General features: G+C 34.5%; 25 protein-coding genes. 23 read left to right on the top strand and 2 right to left on the bottom strand.

The window, feature by feature from the left end:
* Positions 1–19: 19 nt before the first annotated feature.
* Both AC1Q8L_RS04055 and AC1Q8L_RS04050 read left to right on the top strand, forming a co-directional pair.
* A complete protein-coding gene (locus AC1Q8L_RS04055) occupies positions 20–1,438 on the top strand; it encodes a transglycosylase (RefSeq protein ID WP_492339407.1) in 1,419 nt (472 codons plus the stop codon).
* Positions 1,439–1,465: 27 nt separating this feature from the next.
* Positions 1,466–2,182, top strand: coding sequence for a hypothetical protein (locus tag AC1Q8L_RS04050; protein ID WP_000403955.1), 717 nt, complete (start codon positions 1,466–1,468; stop codon positions 2,180–2,182).
* Positions 2,183–2,213: 31 nt separating this feature from the next.
* Here the strand turns inward: AC1Q8L_RS04050 and cheR are convergent, their stop codons facing one another.
* Together cheR and AC1Q8L_RS04040 are read right to left on the bottom strand one after the other, a co-directional pair.
* Positions 2,214–2,996 (bottom strand): protein-glutamate O-methyltransferase CheR, encoded by a 783-nt coding sequence (gene cheR / locus AC1Q8L_RS04045; protein ID WP_000582875.1) that lies wholly within the window; start codon positions 2,994–2,996, stop codon positions 2,214–2,216.
* A 39-nt stretch (positions 2,997–3,035) separates the two neighbouring features.
* Positions 3,036–3,533 carry a flagellar motor switch protein FliG gene (locus AC1Q8L_RS04040; protein WP_001020110.1) on the bottom strand — a complete coding sequence of 166 codons (498 nt, stop codon included), beginning with the start codon at positions 3,531–3,533 and terminating at the stop codon, positions 3,036–3,038.
* Between the two features lie 143 nt (positions 3,534–3,676).
* On the opposite strand from AC1Q8L_RS04040, the gene AC1Q8L_RS04035 reads away from it, so the two are divergent.
* The 21 genes from AC1Q8L_RS04035 to AC1Q8L_RS03935 all read left to right on the top strand — a co-directional run bounded on the left by AC1Q8L_RS04035 (position 3,677) and on the right by AC1Q8L_RS03935 (position 20,587).
* A complete protein-coding gene (locus tag AC1Q8L_RS04035; RefSeq protein ID WP_000946323.1) occupies positions 3,677–4,141 on the top strand; it encodes a YaaR family protein in 465 nt (154 codons plus the stop codon).
* 15 nt (positions 4,142–4,156) lie between these two features.
* Complete coding sequence (locus tag AC1Q8L_RS04030; protein WP_000275878.1) at positions 4,157–4,609, top strand: hypothetical protein; 453 nt, start codon at positions 4,157–4,159, stop codon at positions 4,607–4,609.
* A 17-nt stretch (positions 4,610–4,626) separates the two neighbouring features.
* The gene (flgK, locus tag AC1Q8L_RS04025) at positions 4,627–5,925 is read left to right on the top strand and encodes a flagellar hook-associated protein FlgK (RefSeq protein ID WP_001239709.1); all 1,299 of its coding nucleotides are present in this window, start codon (positions 4,627–4,629) and stop codon (positions 5,923–5,925) included.
* A 41-nt stretch (positions 5,926–5,966) separates the two neighbouring features.
* Positions 5,967–6,830, top strand: coding sequence for a flagellar hook-associated protein 3 (locus tag AC1Q8L_RS04020; protein ID WP_001266403.1), 864 nt, complete (start codon positions 5,967–5,969; stop codon positions 6,828–6,830).
* A gap of 19 nt (positions 6,831–6,849) precedes the next feature.
* Positions 6,850–8,229, top strand: a complete 1,380-nt coding sequence (locus AC1Q8L_RS04015; RefSeq protein WP_000929290.1) for a flagellar hook-associated protein 2 — start codon at positions 6,850–6,852, stop codon at positions 8,227–8,229.
* Positions 8,230–8,251: 22 nt separating this feature from the next.
* Positions 8,252–8,620: a flagellar export chaperone FliS gene (locus tag AC1Q8L_RS04010; protein ID WP_001149516.1), complete on the top strand. Its 369-nt coding sequence runs from the start codon at positions 8,252–8,254 to the stop codon at positions 8,618–8,620.
* Positions 8,610–8,882, top strand: a complete 273-nt coding sequence (locus AC1Q8L_RS04005) for a hypothetical protein (protein ID WP_001058088.1) — start codon at positions 8,610–8,612, stop codon at positions 8,880–8,882. Before AC1Q8L_RS04010 ends, AC1Q8L_RS04005 begins: the two co-directional genes overlap by 11 nt.
* Before the next feature lie 318 nt (positions 8,883–9,200).
* A complete protein-coding gene (flgB, locus tag AC1Q8L_RS04000; protein WP_074789290.1) occupies positions 9,201–9,659 on the top strand; it encodes a flagellar basal body rod protein FlgB in 459 nt (152 codons plus the stop codon).
* Positions 9,660–9,680: 21 nt separating this feature from the next.
* Positions 9,681–10,094 carry a flagellar basal body rod protein FlgC gene (gene flgC / locus AC1Q8L_RS03995; RefSeq protein WP_000484680.1) on the top strand — a complete coding sequence of 138 codons (414 nt, stop codon included), beginning with the start codon at positions 9,681–9,683 and terminating at the stop codon, positions 10,092–10,094.
* A 16-nt stretch (positions 10,095–10,110) separates the two neighbouring features.
* Positions 10,111–10,410: a flagellar hook-basal body complex protein FliE gene (fliE, locus tag AC1Q8L_RS03990; protein ID WP_000701684.1), complete on the top strand. Its 300-nt coding sequence runs from the start codon at positions 10,111–10,113 to the stop codon at positions 10,408–10,410.
* 22 nt (positions 10,411–10,432) lie between these two features.
* On the top strand, positions 10,433–12,007 hold the full coding sequence (locus tag AC1Q8L_RS03985) for a flagellar M-ring protein FliF C-terminal domain-containing protein (protein WP_000413958.1): 1,575 nt from the start codon (positions 10,433–10,435) through the stop codon (positions 12,005–12,007).
* 13 nt (positions 12,008–12,020) lie between these two features.
* Positions 12,021–13,025, top strand: coding sequence for a flagellar motor switch protein FliG (gene fliG / locus AC1Q8L_RS03980; RefSeq protein WP_000883364.1), 1,005 nt, complete (start codon positions 12,021–12,023; stop codon positions 13,023–13,025).
* Complete coding sequence (locus tag AC1Q8L_RS03975; protein ID WP_000051706.1) at positions 13,012–13,701, top strand: FliH/SctL family protein; 690 nt, start codon at positions 13,012–13,014, stop codon at positions 13,699–13,701. Before fliG ends, AC1Q8L_RS03975 begins: the two co-directional genes overlap by 14 nt.
* Entirely contained in the window at positions 13,698–15,002 is a 1,305-nt protein-coding gene (fliI, locus tag AC1Q8L_RS03970; protein WP_000088687.1) for a flagellar protein export ATPase FliI, read from the top strand. The genes AC1Q8L_RS03975 and fliI overlap by 4 nt, the downstream gene beginning before the upstream one ends.
* Positions 15,003–15,118: 116 nt before the next feature.
* Positions 15,119–15,529, top strand: a complete 411-nt coding sequence (locus AC1Q8L_RS03965) for a hypothetical protein (protein WP_000360860.1) — start codon at positions 15,119–15,121, stop codon at positions 15,527–15,529.
* A gap of 10 nt (positions 15,530–15,539) precedes the next feature.
* The gene (locus AC1Q8L_RS03960) at positions 15,540–16,649 is read left to right on the top strand and encodes a flagellar hook-length control protein FliK (RefSeq protein WP_000616457.1); all 1,110 of its coding nucleotides are present in this window, start codon (positions 15,540–15,542) and stop codon (positions 16,647–16,649) included.
* Positions 16,650–16,652: 3 nt separating this feature from the next.
* Complete coding sequence (locus AC1Q8L_RS03955; RefSeq protein WP_001143462.1) at positions 16,653–17,231, top strand: flagellar hook assembly protein FlgD; 579 nt, start codon at positions 16,653–16,655, stop codon at positions 17,229–17,231.
* Positions 17,232–17,247: 16 nt separating this feature from the next.
* Complete coding sequence (locus AC1Q8L_RS03950) at positions 17,248–18,471, top strand: flagellar hook protein FlgE (protein WP_000588320.1); 1,224 nt, start codon at positions 17,248–17,250, stop codon at positions 18,469–18,471.
* Between the two features lie 49 nt (positions 18,472–18,520).
* Positions 18,521–18,856: a DUF3964 family protein gene (locus AC1Q8L_RS03945; RefSeq protein ID WP_000198166.1), complete on the top strand. Its 336-nt coding sequence runs from the start codon at positions 18,521–18,523 to the stop codon at positions 18,854–18,856.
* Between the two features lie 213 nt (positions 18,857–19,069).
* Complete coding sequence (locus AC1Q8L_RS03940) at positions 19,070–19,555, top strand: hypothetical protein (RefSeq protein ID WP_000068299.1); 486 nt, start codon at positions 19,070–19,072, stop codon at positions 19,553–19,555.
* 123 nt (positions 19,556–19,678) lie between these two features.
* The gene (locus tag AC1Q8L_RS03935; RefSeq protein ID WP_000075944.1) at positions 19,679–20,587 is read left to right on the top strand and encodes a chemotaxis protein; all 909 of its coding nucleotides are present in this window, start codon (positions 19,679–19,681) and stop codon (positions 20,585–20,587) included.
* Positions 20,588–20,762 lie beyond the last annotated feature (175 nt).

Genomic DNA, 20,762 nt, shown 5'->3' with positions numbered 1-20,762 from the left:
TAGGAGTTTGAACTAGTAGATGAAAAACGTAAAGTTTTTTCTAATGAGTTGGCTATGCATACATGTGTGCTTGTTCTTCCCCTTGCAAAGTCAGGCTGAGGAACAAATTGAGCCAGATCAAAAAATAAATGAAGTGAATGTACAAGAAGAAAATAAGGAATCTCAAGAACCGCCAGAGCAAGTGGAAACGAAACAAGATGAAGAGAAACCAAAAGAAACAGAACAACAAGAAGTAGCAAATAAACAATTGAGTGAAAAAAAGATAGAAACGGAACAGGGAATTATTACAGTAAATAAGCCGGAGCTTAAAGTTGGCGAAGAAGTGCGGATTGCTGTAGAACCAAATGGGAAAAACATTCAAAGTATGAAAGGTATATTGCAGTTACAAAAAAATGGCGAGCAATATGCGCAAGAAAGAATGTTATCTTTTGAGTATGATGAAGAAACGAAGAGCTGGGTTGCTAACTATAAAGCAGGGGATTTTGATTTGCAAGGTGATTGGAATCTTCAGCTCGTTCAAAGTTACAAAGAGAATGAGAAAGAAGAGCTCATAAAAAATGAAGTGAAAGTCCCGCTCATTCGTATTAAAAATGAAACGCCAACTATAGATAAAGAATTGCCAAAGTTACAGAAAGTTACTATTGATGAAGTAAAAGAGAACTTAGTTGAACGAAAACAGGGAGATTCTATACATATACGAGTAAAAGCGTCAGATATAGAATCGGTTGTAAAAGAAGTGCGCGTTACATTAAAAGGGAAAGAAAATAAAGAGCTTTCCTTTTTATTAGACTACAACAAGCATGATATGGATTGGCAAAAAGTATTTGAAATAACAGAAGCATTGCCGGCTGGGCCATATGAATTACTTGTAGAGATAATAGATGCAGCAGGTAATAAACTTGTTGAGGAAAGTGAATATACCATTTCTGTTTTGGCGCCCAAAAACGAAGATGATAAAAAGATAGAAGAGAAAGAAGAAAAATTAGATAATAAACTAGAAAATGAATTAGAAGATAAGAAAGAAAATGAATTAGAAGATAAGAAAGAAAATGAATTAGAAGATAAGAAAGAAAATGAGAAGCAAGAAGATTCGAAAGTTAAAAACCCGCTTCCAGAAGAAAATTTGCCAGTTGTTCAAATTCCGAAGCAGGATGAGATAGTAAATAAGTTTATAAAAGAACCGTTGAAAGAGAAAGAGGAATTTACTTACGTTATAAAAGAGCCGTTCGAAGACAACAAGGAAGTACATAAGGCGAAGGACCGAAAAGAGAAAAATAACAAACAAGTTGCCTCTAAAAAGAAAGAACAAAAAGAAGAACCGAAAGACAAGAAAGAAGAAAAAGGTGAACAGGGAGTGCAAGCTTCTGATGTGTTTACCATCATGTCAGGTTTATTCGTACTGTTTTTAGTTTTAAAGAGTAATAAAGAATGGGGCTAATTATTTCATAGTAGTGGAGGCGCTTAAATGGAGATTAAACGTACGACAATTGAAGATAAGGCGTTACAACCATTAAAACAGCCTGTAGCTATTTCGGAGCATGAAATCCAGAAAGAACGAAAGCGTAGCAATTTAGTGTTTACTGGACAGTCTAAAATTATTTCGAAAAATAATGAAATAGGTATTTTACTTGCAAGTTTAAGTGATGGAAAGATTATGAAGGAAATTCTTTCTAAAGAGATGGATACAGTGTTACAACTTTTTAAAAAGTTACATACGTTATCTGGAGAAGGTAAGCAAACAGAAAAAATATTTGAACAAGTAATTAGAAGCCTACAAGGGCTTGTTAAGCAGGCGCATATAAAAGAACTTCCTTTGTTAGATGGAACATATGATTTCGCTGAAGTACAACTATCATTTGGTAGAAAAGTACATATTCCGTTACTAGATGTGAGTGCACTTATCTCTAGAGTGGAAGGTGATTCTTCAGAAGGAAATATAAATTTGATGGTAACGGTTATTACTGCTTATATAACGAAACTGTCTAACGAAACAATTTTAATTAGCGTTACAGACCGCATTGCTAAAGATCGGGATGTAAGTGTATGGAGAGCGCTTGCGGAAATGAACATGACACAATTGTCGCAGGCGTTGAAACATACGGTGCAAGAACATAAATGGTCTATGACGTTTCTTTTTCTCTTTATATGGATTGTCGGTATTATTTTAATTCGAGTTATGTAAAAAGGTCGTCACTCCATTGTGACGACCTTTTTTATATTTTTTCGTAGAAGAATGTATCAAATCGCTGAAGATTGTAACGTTCGGGTGTTAAAATTTGTTCCGTACTACCAACAAATAGTACACCGCCTTTTCGTAAAGAACGACTAAATTTTTCATAAAGTTTTACTCTTGCTTCTTCTGTAAAATAAATCATTACGTTACGACAAATAATCAAATCATAATTTGTATCGAACGACTGCATTAAAAGGTCGTGCTGTTTGAACGTAACGTTTTGTTTAATGTTTTGATGCAATGAATATATATCATTCTCTTTTGTGAAATGACGTTCTTTCAAATCATTAGGTAATTCCTTCAGAGAACGTTCTGTATATTGACCGCGTTTTGCGGTTTCTAAAATATGAAAATCAAGATCTGTTGCTTGAATTTCAAAACGAAATGGAGCTAGATGCTTTGATAAAATTAAAGAGAGTGTGTACGGTTCTTCACCAGCAGCGCAAGCGGCACTCCATACCTTTAATTTTCCGCTATTTTGTTCGAGTAATTTTGGTAGTGCTTTCGACTCTAAAGTTTGCCAGCGTTCTTTATTTCTAAAAAACTCTGAAACGTTAATTGTAATATAGTCAATAAAATTTAAAAATAAATTTTGATCAGCGCGTAATTTGTTTAAAAAATTAGTGTAGTTTTCGAAGCCTTTTCTCGAAATGAAAGCATCGATTCTACGGCGCATTCTATCTTGTTTATAAGAAGCGATATCCATATTGAATTGTTGTTTAAAACTCGCGATAAAATGATCATAATCTTGTTCAATTATCATATTTACAATGGGCACAATAATGATATTGTGCCTCCCCCTTTACATCATACGAATTTTTTGTTCAAAGCTTTTTTTCATTTGCTTTTCATGTAATCCTGGTAAATCATAAATGACAGCATCAATACCTGCTTCTTTTGCAACATCGACAGGGATGACAGATGTATGTTTGTCCCCATTATAAAAACAGAGAACTAAATCAGTGTCTTCAATAATTTGTTTAACAAAAAACATATAATCTGATCGGTAAATGGAGTCAGAAGGATGATCAAAAGCAACATATTCGGCTCCGTGTTTTTTTAAGTAATCAACGACTTCTTGAAATTCATCTGTTATTGCTTGCAATGGTTGCAGCGTGTAAAGGCATAAATTTTGAGCGAGTCTTTCATTCTCAACGAAAAAACGAAGAACCTCATTTTCAATAGATTTATAACATAATATGTAAATTTTATGTTTGTGAGCATAGTCAGTTAAAAATTTTTTAATTTCTTCTTGATCTAATGCTGTTAATTGATTTGAACCACAAAGGAAAATATTCATAGAATTGTGCCACCTCATGCTAAATTGTAACATATCTTTTATAAAAAATAACTGCAAAATATTACTGTTCAGAGTATAATTATAAATAACTGGATTTTACGATTAAGTTTAGGAAGAAATAAAAAAATAAATAGGTGATATATATGCTACGTTCTATCTCGCATAATCCAATTTTATCGCATATACCGCCTGCTACTCAAATGCCGAAAGAAGCAAATGTCAGGACAGGACTTGCATTTTCGGATAATTTGCATGCAGATCCGAAAAAAGATAAATTACTAGAACAAATGGAAGCGTTTGTGGATAATATTGGAGAAATTAAAGAGAAAATTGAAATGGAATTAACGCTTGATAATGTAATGGAATACAAAAATACAGTAAAATCATTTTTGAATTTTTACGTTGATAATGTATTGCAGTATAAAGATGTCATGTCTCGTCACCCGCGTTACGGATATTCACAGAAAATGACGATTGTGAAACAGGCAGAAATGGGATTGAATGAATTAGAAGATGTGATGAATTTAATTAATACGAAAACAGGACATTTAGAAATGTTAAATCAAATTGGAGAAATCCATGGTTTAATTGTGAATTTAGTCTTGTAAAAGGAAGGAAGCTATATGTACATACAATTATATGAAAAACTCGTTATTATTCAAAAAGCGTATGAAAATATTCAAGCGCTTGGAGAGCAAATATATGAGAATTTAAAAAATAAAAATGTAAATGCAGTTCAAAAGTTGCAAGTAGAGCAATTGCAGTACATTGATGGTTTAAAAGGGTTATCAAGCTCATTTGAAGAAATGGTTGTTCAGTTCTGTAAAGAACAAGGAGTTGAATCGTTTCGTGTAAGTGCGTTATTTTCGTATTTTTCTCAAGAAGAAATTGAAAAAATGGAAGAATTACAAAAAAACGTAACTGAATTAGAAGAGAATGTAAAAATGATTCTTTTGAAAAATCAATATTACTTAAACGTACTATTAAAAACTACAGAAAGTATTGTGGATTCTGTTTCTGAATATAACTTAGAGCGAAACAATAATTCGCAAATCTTTATGAACGAACTATTGTAAAGGAGAAGTGAAGCTTTATGAGATTATCTGATTATAATACACCGCTATCGGGTATGTTAGCGGCTCAAATGGGGTTACAAACAACGAAACAAAACTTGTCTAACATTCATACACCGGGGTATGTGCGTCAAATGGTGAATTACGGATCTGTTGGAGCAAGTAATGGTCATACGCCAGAACAGAGAATTGGTTACGGTGTACAAACGCTAGGTGTTGACCGTATTACTGATGAGGTAAAAACGAAGCAGTTTAATGATCAATTATCTCAGCTCTCTTACTATAACTACATGAATTCGACTTTATCACGTGTAGAGTCTATGGTTGGAACGACAGGAAAGAATTCATTATCTAGTTTAATGGACGGTTTCTTTAATGCCTTTCGTGAAGTAGCAAAAAATCCAGAGCAACCAAACTACTACGATACATTAATTTCTGAAACTGGGAAGTTCACAAGTCAAGTGAATCGTCTTGCGAAAAACTTAGATACAGTGGAAGCACAGACAGCAGAAGATATTGAAGCGCATGTTAATGAATTTAATCGTCTTGCTGCTAGTTTAGCAGAAGCGAATCATAAAATTGGACAAGCGGGTACACAAGTGCCGAATCAACTGTTAGACGAACGAGATCGCATCGTTACAGAGATGTCTAAGTATGCAAACATCGAAGTATCTTATGAATCTATGAATCCTAATATCGCGAGTGTTAGAATGAATGGTATTTTAACAGTAAATGGACAAGATACATATCCACTTCAATTAAATAAAGAGAAAGACCCAATGTCAGTTGAGATTTACGGTTCAGAAATCTCCGTAAATAGCGGGGCGATAAAATCAGCGATTGATACGAAAGCGAAGATAGTTGATTATAAAAAAAATCTTGAAGACTTAATGAGTTCGATGAAAAATCAAGTGAATACAGTGATGGGAAAAGATTTCTTCGTTGGAGATCATGCGAAAGATATGAAGTTAAATCCAGAATTCCAAAAAGATATTTCGAAAATGAAAATATCTGCTGAAACAGCAAATAAACTAGCAGCAGTTACAGAAGACGATTATAAAGAAGGTCTTTCTTATAAACAAGCATTAGATCAATTTATAGTTCGTGTTGCATCTGATAAAAGTGCAGTAAATGGTTATCAAAAAATTCATGGCGACTTACTAGAAGGTATTCAACAAGAAAAAATGAGCGTTGAAGGTGTAAATATGGAAGAGGAAATGGTAAATTTAATGGCCTTCCAAAAATATTTTGTCGCAAACTCTAAAGCTATTACTACGATGAATGAAGTGTTTGATAGTCTATTTTCGATTATTCGATAAGTGATAATAATTGATTGGAAATATATAAGGAGGAGATAGAAATGAGAGTATCTACATTTCAAAATGCAAACTGGGCAAAGAATCAGTTAATGGATTTGAATGTGCAACAACAATACCATAGAAACCAAGTAACTTCAGGGAAGAAAAACCTTCTTATGAGTGAAGATCCACTTGCAGCGAGTAAATCATTTGCGATTCAACATTCATTGGCGAATATTGAACAAATGCAAAAAGATTTAGCTGACTCAAAAAATGTATTAACACAAACTGAAAATACTTTACAAGGTATTTTTAAATCTTTAACGAGAGCAGATCAATTAACGGTACAGGCATTAAATGAGCCAAATGGTGAAAAAGAATTGAAAGCCATCGGTGCAGAGATTGATCAAATTTTAAAACAAGTTGTATATTTAGCGAATACGAAAGAGCAAGGCCGTTATATTTTCGGTGGTGATAGTGCAGAAAAGTCACCATTTACAGAAGATGGTACGTACCAGGGCGGAAAAAATGATGTGAACTGGCAACTAAATGATGGTTATGAATTAAAGGCATTTCGTAACGGAGAAGCATTATTATCACCGGTTATAAAAACGTTAAAACAGATGAGCGAAGCGATGCAAAAAGGTGACCAAAAAGCGTTACAACCGTTATTAGGAGAAAATAAGAAAAACTTAGATGGCATCATTAACCGTACAACTGAAGTTGGTTCAACAATGAACACAATGGAGACGTTTAAAACAATTTTAAGTGAGCAAAATTTAGCGCTTCAAGAAAACCGTAAAGAAATTGAGGATGTTGATTTAGCGGTCGCAATTTCTGACTTGGCATATATAAATGCAACGTATGAAGCGACGCTTAAAGCGGTTAGTACGATGAGTAAAACGAGTATTTTAGACTACATGTAATCTATAAGGAGTGAGAAAAATGGCAGGAACAACGATGACAGGTATTGGTGGTAGACAACAAATTTGGAACCTCGGAAATAATATGATCGATACTTCTAACTTCGTCGAATTAGAAATGAATGCTTTAGATATGAGAAAAACACCATATACGAAAGAAAAGAATGACCTTACAAATGATAAACTACTATATACAAGTTTAAAATCAGAATTTAGTTCTTTTACACAAACTTTTAAAAACTTAGCGGCTTTTAAAGGAAATGAGAAAAAAGTAACGACAACACAAGACGGTTATATTAATGTAAAAGCTGATGGTGGTGCGATTGCAGGAACTTTTAATATGACGATTACACAGCTTGCACAGCGTCATCAAATAGCTTCAAATGACATTAAAGATATAAATGCGAAGCTTCCTAAAGATGAAACATTAAAACTAGGTGGTAAAGAACTAAAAGTAACAACTGATATGACATATAAAGATTTAATTAATAAGATTAATGATGGAGATTATGGCGTATCAGCTTATACACTTGGAAATAAAATTTTCATGACCTCGAAAAAAGAAGGAACAGATGGAGTAATTAAGTTTGAGGGGAACACATCTACACTATTTCAAGATATTGGTTTAGCTAATGCGGATGGCGTAGCGCTTAATACAATCAATGAAGCGCAAAATGCTATGTATACTATTAATGGTATCAAAGGGGAAGGTTCTACTAATACAATTGAAGCTCTTCCTGGTGTGAAAATTGAATTGTTAAAGGTAACTGAGCCGAAAGTAGAAGGAGCGCCAGATGCTGGTACAACAGATCCAAAAGCAAAAGGTATAGATCTAAAATTTACAGTAAGTGATTCAAACGTAACAGATGCATCGAATGTTATTAAAAAAATGGTAGCTGATTATAATAAAGCTGTTTCTACAGTAGATATCTTTGCCGGAAAAGGTGGAGCTTTCCAAGGTCAAGCTATTATGCAAAGTGTACGTCAGGCAATGAACAATGTCGTAACATTTTCTCAAGATGGTAATTATTTATTCACATTCGGTATTCAATTAAAGCAAGATGGAACGATGGAAGTTAATGATGAAAAATTAACACAAGCATTAAAAGAAAAACCCGATGCAGCGAAGCAATTTTTCTTTAGTTCTAACGGTTTAGGAAAAATGATGGAAGAACCACTTGATAAACTATTCGGTGATAAAGGTGTAGTCGGCGAGAGAGTTAAAAATATTGACTCACGTGTAAGTGATTTAGATAAAAAGATTAAAGATATTGAGACGCAAAACTTGCAAAAGCAAGATGAAATTGTGAAGAAGTATCAAAAGCTAGAGAGTACATTAGCAGCGCTTGATAGCCAATTAAAAACAATTAAAGCAATGACAAAACAAAAAAGTGATGATTAATGAAAGTTGAGGAAGTGATCGTATGCAAGCATGGCAACGTTATATGCAAAATGATATTATGACGAGTAATCCGATTAAAAATACAATTTTTATTTATGAAAGATGTATTGTAGAGTTTCGTAATTTAGAAGAACTTTTACATACTTTTAAACTACAAGAAGGGGACGCACTTCTTGAAAAATTAGAACGTATTTTTGAAGAACTAAAGCTTCAATTAAATCCTGAAATTACGAAAGATTTATATGATAGTCTCTATGGTTTATATGATTGGATCAGCATTCAAATTCAAACGATGAAAGTAACGCGTGAAGCGAAAGATATTGATGCAATTGTGAAAGTGTTACAAGATTTAATAGACGGTTACCGCGGAGCACTTGAAAATGAACAATGATATTTATCGGACGTTTGTCAGCTGTTTTAATGAAATCGGTGAATTGCAAGTGTCAGACAGAGAGTTTGCTGAGAAGAGTGAGATGTTAAATCGCTGGATGATGACATTGGATGAAGAAACGCGTGCGCAAGTTGCGGCAGAAGTAAGCCCGTTCATTATTAAGGCCGCTCAGCATATTCGGGATAAGCAAAAGATTTTGGAAGAAATGATTATGACAAATGATGGGCGAATGAAGGCTAATTCATTTTACGGTAAATATTAATAATAACGTCTGGAAGCAGATCCCCCTTTTAAAAGGGGATCTATTCCTTCGTTTACATAAAGAAATCCGCTGATTGAGGTTTCATTTTATGACTGTGATGAAAAAATAATAGTAATCTAAATAATAGAAAAATGGACTTTAGCTTGTATTTTATATATTGAAATGTTCTATAGATTACTATGTGTATACAGTTTTTTTGCATTCTTTTTTATATTTTTGTATTTTTCTAAAGACAATAATGAAAAAATGGAATAAAATATGTAAGGGTACATAATAGTAAATATTTTAATAAACGCATATAAGAAAATAAATAATGAAGTGAAACTTCTATCAGTGGATCATTACGTTAGAAAAGGAAGGGTGTGGAATATGCCAGATTTAGTGAGTGATGTAAGCCATTATATGAATTATTTAGTGACGAAACGAAATACTGTTTCTAGTAATATTGCAAATGCGAATACACCTGGCTATAAAGCACAAGATGTAACATTTGCTGAGCAGATGAATAAAAGTAGTGCATTATATAAAAACAATGCGGCTGATTTAAAGAGCAATCCAGATTTATATCAAACGAATGAAATGCACTTGCCGACAGTAAATACGAAAAATACATATGCAAAGATTCAAACAAAATCAATGCAAACGAATAAAGACGGAAATAGTGTGGATGTAACGACAGAAATGCTAGATTTAATGAAAACAAATCAGTTATACGGTATTTCAGTTAATGCAATTAATACACAATATGCAATTAACCAAGCGGCACGCGGACGTTAAAAGTAGAAGGAGAGACAACGGATGTTTCAGGCAATTAATGCAAGTGGCTCAGGGCTAACGACAGCGAGAAAGTGGATGGAAGTTACTTCTAACAATATTGTAAATGCAAATACGACGGCGGCTCCGGGGGCAGATTTATATGAGCGTCGTAGTGTGGTGCTAGAATCAAACAATAGTTTTGCAAGTATGCTAGATGGGGCTCCTACTAACGGAGTGAAGATAAAAAGTATTGAAGCAGACAAAACGGAAAATTTAGTGTATGATCCGACGCATCCGCACGCAAATGAAGAAGGATATGTACGTTATCCAAATATTGATGTAACTGCTGAAATGACGAATGTTATGGTTGCTCAAAAAATGTATGAAGCAAATACGAGTGTATTAAATGCAAATAAAAAAATGCTTGATAAAGATTTAGAAATCGGCCGAGGATAAGGGGGAAGATAGTAATATGAAAATCCAACCAATGTTAAATACACAACCATTTGGAGCAATTCAGTCAATTGGTGCATCGAAAACTTCTCAAACATCTGTAGTTGAGGGGAAAAAGTTTATTGATTTATTGGAAGATATGAATCAAACGCAAAACAATGCGCAAACAGCAGTATATGATTTACTAACTAAAGGGGTAGGAGAAACACATGACGTTTTAATTCAGCAAAAGAAAGCTGAGTCTCAAATGAAAACGGCTGCTCTCGTACGTGATAATCTTATTGAAAATTATAAGTCACTAATTAATATGCAAATTTAGGAAAGTGGACGGGTGTGTTTAAATGGAAAAGATGAAAAATGTTATCCAATCGTTAAAAACGTGGCATAAGTTAGTAATTGGTGCTGCGCTTTTAGCGATTGTAACAGGAGCACTTTTATACTTCACCTTGCCAGATAAATATGTTGTTGTATATCAAAATTTAAATGATACAGATAAACAAGAGATTACAGCAGAATTATCGAAGTTAGGTGTCGATTATCAATTAGCGGCCGATGGTTCGATTCGTGTGCAAAAGAATGATGCTCCATGGGTTCGAAAAGAAATGAATGGGATGGGCTTACCGTTTAATTCTAAAAGCGGTGAGGAAATTTTATTAGAAAGCTCGCTCGGTTCAAGTGAGCAAGATAAAAAAATGAAGCAAATTGTCGGTACGAAGAAGCAATTGGAGCAAGATATTGTAAGAAACTTTGCGACAGTTGAAACGGCAAATGTTCAAATTACATTGCCTGAAAAAGAGACAATTTTTGATGAAGAAAAAGCAAAAGGAACAGCGGCGATTACGGTTGGAGTGAAGCGTGGCCAATTGTTAACAGCTGATCAAGTTGCAGGTATACAGCAAATGATTAGTGCAGCAGTTCCTGGCGTGAAGGCAGAAGAAGTAAGCGTTATTGATAGTAAAAAAGGTGTTATCTCAAAAGGGACAGATGAAGCACATTCTAGTAGTTCTTCTTCTTATGAGAAAGAAGTAGAGATGCAGCATCAACTTGAAGGTAAATTAAAGCAAGATATTGATGCAACGTTAATGACGATGTTTAAACCGAATGAATATAAAGTGAATACGAAAGTATCTGTAAACTACGATGAAGTTACACGTCAGTCAGAAAAGTATGGTGATAAAGGTGTACTTCGTAGTAAACAAGAGCAAGAGGAAAGCTCTACTGCGCAAGAAGGGGCAGATACCAAGCAAGGTGCTGGTATTACAGCGAACGGTGAAGTGCCAAACTACGGTACGAACAATAATCAAAATGGTAAAGTTGTCTATGATAATAAAAATGGTAACAAAATTGAAAACTATGAAATAGATAAAACAGTTGAAACAATTAAGAAACACCCAGAATTAACGAAAACAAATGTTGTTGTATGGGTAGATAATGATACGTTAGTAAAACGTAGAATGGATATGACAACTTTTAAAGAAGCAATCGGAACAGCGGCAGGACTTCAAGCTGATCCGAACGGTAACTTTATAAATGGTCAAGTTAACGTTGTAACTGTTCAGTTCGATCAGCCGAAAGCCGAAAAAGAGAAAGAGCCAGAAAAAAGTGGTATGAACTGGTGGTTATTCGGTGGAATTACAGCTGGCTTATTAGCAATCGGTGGTCTAGTATGGTTCTTATTAGCAAGACGTAAGAGAAAGAAAGAAGAAGAGGAATATGAAGAATACTTAGCAGAAGACGAAATTGCTGCAAGTAATGAAAGTATCTTGGAAATTCCTGAAGAAAAAATAGTGCCAGAGCCAAAACCTGAACCAGAAGAACCGAAAGAACCAACGTTAGATGAACAAGTGCAGGATGCTACGAAAGAACATGTAGAAGGAACTGCAAAAGTAATTAAAAAATGGTTAAACGGACAGTAAGGGAGGAACAACGATGTTAGATGAAATCTCCTCCAAAGAAAAAGCTGCCATCCTTATTCGTACATTAGAAGAAGGGGTGGCAGCAAAAGTCATTGAATATATGACAGCTGAGGAAAAAGAAGTATTACTTCGTGAAATCGCAAAGTTTCGTGTATACAAACCAGAAACGTTAGAAAATGTACTAGGAGAGTTCTTATATGAATTAAATGTAAAAGAATTGAACTTAGTCACTCCAGATAAAGAATACATTCGTCGCATATTTAAAAACATGCCAGAAGACGAACTGGAAAAATTATTGGAAGATCTTTGGTATAACAAAGATAATCCATTTGAATTCTTAAATTCACTTACAGATTTAGAACCACTTCTTACAGTGCTTAATGATGAGTCACCACAAACAATTGCAATTATCGCTTCTTATATTAAACCGCAACTTGCGTCTCAATTAATTGAGAGATTGCCAGATCATAAACGAGTAGAGACGGTAATGGGTATTGCGAAGTTAGAACAAGTTGATGGTGAATTAATTAATCAAATTGGTGAGTTGTTAAAATCGAAATTAAATAATATGGCATTCAGTGCAATTAATAAAACTGATGGCTTGAAAACAATCGTAAACATTTTAAATAATGTTTCACGTGGTGTTGAAAAAACAGTCTTTCAAAAGCTGGATGAAGTCGATTATGAGTTATCTGAGAAAATTAAAGAAAATATGTTTGTCTTTGAAGACTTACTTGGTCTTGAAGATCTTGCGCTTCGCCGTGTATTAGAAGAAATTACAGATAACGGTGTTCTTGCGAAAGCACTTAAAATTGCAAAAGAAGAAATTAAAGAGAAATTATTTACATGTATGTCTTCAAACCGTAAAGAGATGATTCTAGAAGAATTAGATGGCTTAGGACCGCTTAAGATGACGGATGCTGAAAAAGCGCAGCAAACGATCACTGGTACAGTGAAAAAGCTAGAAAAAGAAGGAAGAATTATCGTTCAAAGAGGTGAAGAGGATGTCCTTATTTAAAAACAGAATTCCGAAGAATTCTGTTTCTTTTTCTGAAGAAACGTATGAATTACAATTTCCAAAACCAGCTTCAGTTCGAATAGAAGAGGAAGAATTACAAGCTGATCATGCAGAACTTCGCGCCCAGCAAGAATCGTTACATATGGAAATGAATCAGCTAAGGCAAGAGAAGCAAATGCTAGAACGAGAGCGGCAGCAGTTATTACAAGATAAAGAACAATTTCAAATGCATATTCATGAACAAATGGAACAGATGGAAGCAGCGCGTGTGCAGTTTCAAAAAGAACAACAAGAAACAGCATATGAATGGACAGAGTTATTATGGGATCAATCTTTTCATCTAGCAGAAAAAATCGTGAATCAAGCGGTAGATTCACGATCGCTTGATGTGTTACCTATTTTAACTGGCATCGTGCAAACATTGCCAACTTCGTTTGAAAAATTAATCATTACAGTACATCCAGAAACGTTTGAACGTATTCAAGAAGAGAAGGAAAATACGAAAGAATATTGGTTACTACAATTAGTAGAATGGAAATATGATTTCTCCCTGCAGTTTGGTGAATTTGTTCTGGAAGAAGAGAAAGAGTTCTTTGAATTTAAATTTGCACCTATATTTGCGAAACTTCGTCAGAAATGGGAAGAAGAGAAGCTATTTGAGGAGCAAAATGTATGAGCCGTCTGTTAATGAATGAGAACGAAAAATGGAATAAGTTCATTGAAACACCACTGTATACGAAAGTAGGCAAAGTTCATAGTGTACAAGAACAGTTTTTCGTAGCAAAAGGGCCGAAAGCGAAGATTGGAGATGTTTGCTTCGTTGGAGAACATAACGTCTTATGTGAAGTGATTGCTATTGAAAAAGAAAATAATATGCTACTTCCATTTGAACAGACAGAAAAAGTATGTTATGGAGATTCAGTGACATTAGTTTCAGAAGATGTTGTTGTACCACGTGGTAATCACTTGCTCGGAAAAGTGTTAAGTGCAAATGGTGAAGTGTTAAATGAGGAAGCTGAAAACATTCCATTACAGAAAATTAAACTAGATGCACCGCCTATACATGCATTTGAACGTGAAGAGATTACCGATGTATTTGAAACAGGAATAAAATCAATTGATTCTATGCTAACAATTGGTATCGGTCAAAAGATTGGTATTTTTGCTGGGTCAGGTGTTGGTAAATCTACTTTACTTGGAATGATAGCAAAAAATGCAAAAGCTGATATAAACGTTATTAGTTTAGTAGGAGAACGTGGCCGGGAAGTAAAAGACTTTATTCGAAAAGAGTTAGGCGAGGAAGGTATGCAAAAAAGCGTCGTTGTTGTAGCGACGTCAGATGAAAGTCATCTTATGCAACTTCGTGCAGCGAAACTCGCAACGTCTATTGCTGAATACTTCCGTGATCAAGGCAATAATGTATTACTTATGATGGACTCTGTTACTCGTTTTGCCGATGCACGAAGAAGTGTTGATATTGCTGTTAAAGAGTTACCGATTGGTGGTAAAACACTGTTAATGGAAAGTTATATGAAGAAGTTGTTAGAGCGGTCTGGGAAAACACAAAAGGGATCTATAACAGGTATTTATACGGTGCTTGTTGATGGGGATGATTTAAATGGTCCTGTACCAGATTTAGCACGTGGTATTTTAGATGGACATATTGTATTAAAGCGTGAGCTTGCAACGCTTAGTCATTATCCTGCAATTTCAGTATTAGATTCAGTAAGTAGGATTATGGAAGAAATCGTGTCGCCACATCATTGGCAACTTGCAAATGAAATGAGGAAAATTTTATCAATTTATAAAGAAAATGAATTGTATTTTAAGTTAGGAACGATTCAAGAAAATGAAGAAAATGCTTATATTTTTGAATGTAAAAATAAAGTAGAAGGTATAAATACATTTTTAAAGCAAGGTCGATCGGATAGTTTCCAATTTGATGATATCGTTGAAGCGATACACCATATAGTATAAGGCCTCTGCCCAAGAGGTCTTATTTTTTTGTTTTTTAATATTTCACAGATTTTTTTGGAAAAAAACTATATAATAGAAAAAGAGAACGTTATAATAGGAAGGGGCTATGAAAACAGGTGGATAAACAGCAGTACGACACAATAAAATTGCAAATAAATCAAGAAAAAGAACATATTTTAAAAGAAGTGTATGAATTAACAGCTGAAAAAAGAAAAATAGAACAAAAAAAAGAATATGATTTATATGTTGTGAAATCGCGTAGTAAAGTCGTACAAACTGGGCAACGTATTATGGCTGGCATGCTTTCTTCACATACGTTTTCACCTGAAAGAATAGAAGAATGGAATCGAAAAATTAAAAAAACGGAAGGTTTTATTCAAAAAAATGAAAGCCTTTTAGAGCAAGTAAAAGAAAAAGAACGTGTCATTGATGAGATGTATCAAGAAAATTGCAAAAAGCTTGCGAAAGCACAAGAAAAGCTGGAAGAAAAAATGCTTCTGGATTTGAAAATGTGTATGAATGGATGAGGTGAATGTAGTGATACAGTCTGTATTACCGGTGCAACAAAGTTTACCTCCGCAAAAAGAAAAAGGGCTAGAAGTACAATCAAAAAATGAAGATTCTTCATTCGATCGTACGATGAGAATGGAAAATAAAAAACAGCCGCAAACGGAGAAAACGAAACGAGAAGAAGCACCAACAGAAGAGAAAAAAGATTATATTCTTTCTAAAAAATCGGTAACGAAAGAAGAGCCTATTGTAAAGAAAGAAGAAAAAAAAGAGACAGAACAGTTGTTATTAGCTGTATCTGAGCAAATGGTTGCAATTGAGCAATTACATGTGCAGCCGGAATTGTTATATCAATACATACAAAAAATACAAGAGCTATATAAAGAATATGGCAATATTAAACTTAATGAATTACCTGCAGCTGAATTACAACAATTACAAGAACTTCTTTCAAATATGAATATCAAAAATGCTATATGTTTAGAAGATACAATGCAAATGGTATTAGACAAAATGAAGATGCCAGAGCAAACGATGCAAGCATTGAAAGTTGTAGAAACAGAAACTTGTAATATTGCAAAGAAACAAGAAGAGTTTAAAGACGTAGATCTTCCGAAACTTGAGAGCGATGATGCAAAGGTAGAGTTGCCAGAGGTTGATGCATTAAATGATTCGAGCTCTGCAGGTGCAGAGTTATTAAATAAAACGACGAGTACCGAACAAGTAGGGAAATCAAATAGTGGTGCTGAGAAAGTTTCATTACCTGACTTAGGAAAGAAAATGGAAGCACAAGTAGAAGCGCTGCAAAAATTTGTAGTGAAACAAGAACGTGTTTTATTTCAGTTAAATCCAGAAAAACTTGGTACATTAACAGTGTTTATGAAAAAACACGGAGATCAAATTGATGTTCACGTAGAAATGGAAAAACACGATGCGAAAAAACGTGTTGAAATCATTTTTGATGAATTGAAATTAAAGTTAAAAGAAAAAGAAATCAATATTCAAATTAGCTATTCAGATAAAGATGAAAATCGTAAAGAACAGCGAGAACAAGAGCAAAGGCAAAAACAGAAATTAGCAAATACAAATCATGAAAAACAACAATCAACAGAATTTGCGGGATTATTGGAGGAATAAAGCGTGCCAACAGTTGGATTAAATACAACGAGTACAAATCATATTCCGTTACAAGCAGGAGCGCAAAAAAGTAATGTACCTGTTAATGGTGTACAATCGCCAGTGCAACAAAGTAATGGAGTTTCGGCAGGAGCGCAAAAGACTCCTGGGGTAATGGGGAAAGATGATTTCCTAAAATTGTTTTTATCAAGTTTCCAACATCAAGATCCATTTAATGCGATGGATATGAATCAAATGATGAATCAGACAGCGCAGTTATCTCTTATGGAACAAGTACAGAATATGACGAAAGCAGTAGATAAGCTGCAATCAACGATGTATTCAACAGCACTTGATGGTGGAATGAAGTTTTTAGGTAAATACGTAAGAGGTGTTGACGGTGACGGAAACAAAGTAACCGGTCAAGTAGAAACAGTTCGCCTTGCGGAAAATAACGATGTACAGCTCGTTATTAATAATAAGGTTGTATCTCTTCGTTTCGTTGAGAGAGTGTCTGATAAACCGATTGGGGAAACGAACCCAGAAGACGCAAAGAAAGACGATCAAAAAGTAACTGAAGAAGTAAAAACTACAAATTCATAAGGAGTGTCCATACGTTATGATTAAAGCGTTATATACAAGTATTACAGGGATGAATGCAACACAAAATGCATTAAGTGTAACTTCAAATAATATTGCCAATGCACAAACAGTAGGTTATAAAAAACAAAAAGCAATGTTTGATGATTTACTATATAACAATTCGATTGGTGCAAAAGGTGACGGTAAATACGCAGGAACAAATCCGAAAAGTATTGGTAATGGTGTGAAAATGAGTGGTACAGTTACGGATTATAGTGATGGTACAATTACGTTAACAGGTGGCAAAACACAAGCCGCAATGGAAGGTAATGGTTTCTTCGTTGTAGGTGATTCAAAAGGCGGAAATATGGAATTTACTCGTAAAGGTACGTTTGGGATATCTTCAGATTACTATATTACGAATACTGAAGGTCAATATGTATTTGCATACCCTGCGAATGAGGCAACTGGTGAAGTTGATTTATCTGGAATTCCAGGACCGTTGCAAATTCCAATGGGAACAGCAATTGGTGGTATTCGAACATCGAAAGGGACAATTAAAGGTAATATTCCAACTGGTGAAAAACAAATTACACAAGATTTACCTGTATATGATAATGCGGGGAATACATGGACAATGCGTGTCGAGTTTAAACAAACGAGCGAACATAATTATACATATAAAGTACAAATGCGTAATGACTCGAAAAAAGAAACAGAGTTTAAGGATGTTCCAGGTGCAGGTGGTAATATGACATTTGATGCTGTTGGAAATCCAAATCCGAAAGAGCAAGGGGCCAATATTCCATTTGATGGCGGCTCTATAAAATTAGACTTAAGTCATTTAACAAACCATCCAACAGATAAAACATTATCAGTAACAGACGTAGATGGTAGAGCAGCAGCGACGGTTAAAGATTGTTTCATTGCTGACGGTGGATATGTGATGGTAAAATATTCTGATGGAAGTATGAAATCAGCTGGTCAATTAGCTGTTGCGATGTTCCCGAACGAAGGCGGACTAATGAAAACAGGTAATGGTAACTATACAGCGACGAATACAACAGGTATTTTAGCTCTTGGTGCATCTGGTCAAAACGGTGCGGGTAAAGTACGCGGTGGTGCACAAGAAGGTGCCAATGTAGATTTATCTGTAGAATTCGTTGACTTAATGTTATACCAACGCGGATTCCAAGGAAATGCGAAAGTGATTAAAGTTTCAGATGAAGTATTAAATGAAGTTGTAAACTTAATTCGATAATATATCGTAAAGAAAAAATGTAATGGAGTAGAAAGGGTTTTTTATTCGTATGACAAGACAAGAGCGAATTTTACAATTGCCTTTTTTCGAAAATAAACGTGAACTTGCCGAGCAAGTATTAAAAATAGAACGAGAAGAGCATGTATATTTACCAGATCAATTTGAAATTAAGCAAGTGCCTCCATATTCATTTGGCGAAAAACAAGCAATCATTGGCCGCATCCATGAGTTTTATTTCATAAGTGTTGGTAGCGATAGCGTTTGGAAGTATCAACTGTTTAAGGATGAGATGAAGTGTCGTGAGTTTTTTGTTATGTTGCCAAATATTACGGATCAGCAGATAGCGTTTTGGTTTAATAACATAGAGTTATTGAAAGGTTCTTAAAAGCACTTTTTAGGTTTTGAGAGAGGACCTGGCGATGTTTTGGAGCAGTTAGTGCCTAATAGAGTCCCGACCGATGTGTAAGACCAGAGATATGTAGCGTTACTAGAGTAGTATGGTAGTGTAAGAAGTGGTAATATAAAATAGTTTAAGTTAATTTAAGGTAGTTGTAGTATACAATTAGACTGAATTTCTATAAAAGGAGAGGTGAGGAGGATGGCGCAAAATAAGTATCGCGTTACATTCATTTCGCCGAGTGAGGTTGAGCAGCGGACTGTAATGGCGGCGAATAGTTTGCCGGATTTAATTCGTAAAGTAGAGAGTATTATTGCAGATCCAAACGGTTATTTTGTGAATGATAAAAAAAATAATTGTTATTTTAAAGTGATTAAAGAAAATGTTACGTTTATTCAATATGAGTTACTATTTTCGGATAAGGAAATTCATATTGAAAAATTAAAACATATAGCACCGGTGGTATTAAAACGATTATTCGAAGAAATAAATGACCCGGAATTATATGCACTTGCGCTACTTGATGTTGATATAGCAACGAAAGAATATGTGCTAGCAGAAATGAATTCTGAGCTGAGAATAAGAGTAGAGACCGAGCTTTCGAAAAAATGGGAAGCAATGCCGACGGAAGTTGTAGGAGCACAAGAAGTGTTATTAGAGGCACTTGCTTCGTTTATACAAGATTAATTGTTTTTTAATAAAATGAATCGATCGACTATCTATATTTTTTATATAGGTAGTTGACTTTTTCTCTTTTATAAAGCTTAATAATTAGATATACGGAATTAATGGAAGGGGAGCGACACCTTTATGTCACAAGCACAAAGTATTTTATTAGAAAGCGGAACAAATGAATTAGAGATTGTTACGTACACTGTTGGTGAAAACCTATTTAGTATTAATGTAATGAAAGTACGTGAAATCATTAATCCATTCCCTGTTACAACTGTGCCAGAATCTCATCATGCAGTTGAAGGTGTTGTTCAAGTACGTGGTGAAATTTTACCTGTTATTAACTTAGCAATGGCTCTTAATTTAAAGTCAACAAAGCCACTTGATCAAACGAAATTTATCATCTCAGAATTAAACCAAATGAAAGTTATTTTCCGCGTTGATGAAGTGCATCGTATTCAACGTATTTCATGGGAACAAATTGATGAACCAGCTTCATTATCTATGGGACTAGAAGAAACGACATCTGGTATTGTAAAACTAGATGGAAAAATCATCTTACTATTAGATTATGAAAAAATTGTATGTGAAATTAGCGGCACTGGTTATGACAATACATCAATTGCAGGGTTAGAACAAAAAACAGATCGAGCTGAAAAAGTAATTTATATTGCAGAAGATTCAGCGATGCTTCGCCAAATATTAGAAGAAACATTATCATCAGCTGGATATACAAAAATGAACTTCTTCAGCAATGGTGCGGAAGCGTTAGCACAAATTGAAAAATTAGCGAAAGAGCAAGGCGAAAAAATGTTTGAACATATTCACCTGCTAATTACGGATATTGAAATGCCAAAAATGGATGGACATCATTTAACGAAAGTGGTTAAGGATAGTGAAGTAATGAATCGTTTACCAGTCATTATTTTCTCTTCATTAATTACAAATGAATTATTCCATAAAGGTGAAGCTGTAGGAGCAAATGCTCAAGTAAGTAAGCCAGATATTCAAGAGCTAATTGGTTTAGTTGATAAGTTAGTGCTTTAAAAGCTTCTATTTAGCCAGAATAGAAGCTCTAGCTAAGTGTTGAGCGGTCAATGCTTAATAGAGCCCTATGCGATGTTGAGACCAGAGATATGGAGTGGTTATAGGTAAGTAGAAGAGCTGGCGTATAACATTTTTCTATTTAGTAGGAATAGGGGAAACTACTTATGTAAGTAAG

It is taken from the genome of Bacillus sp. GW823-FHT06A11, assembly GCF_058795355.1.
The sequence above is the reverse complement of the archived record's forward strand: the minus strand, read 5'-3'. Positions and strand labels throughout refer to the sequence as shown.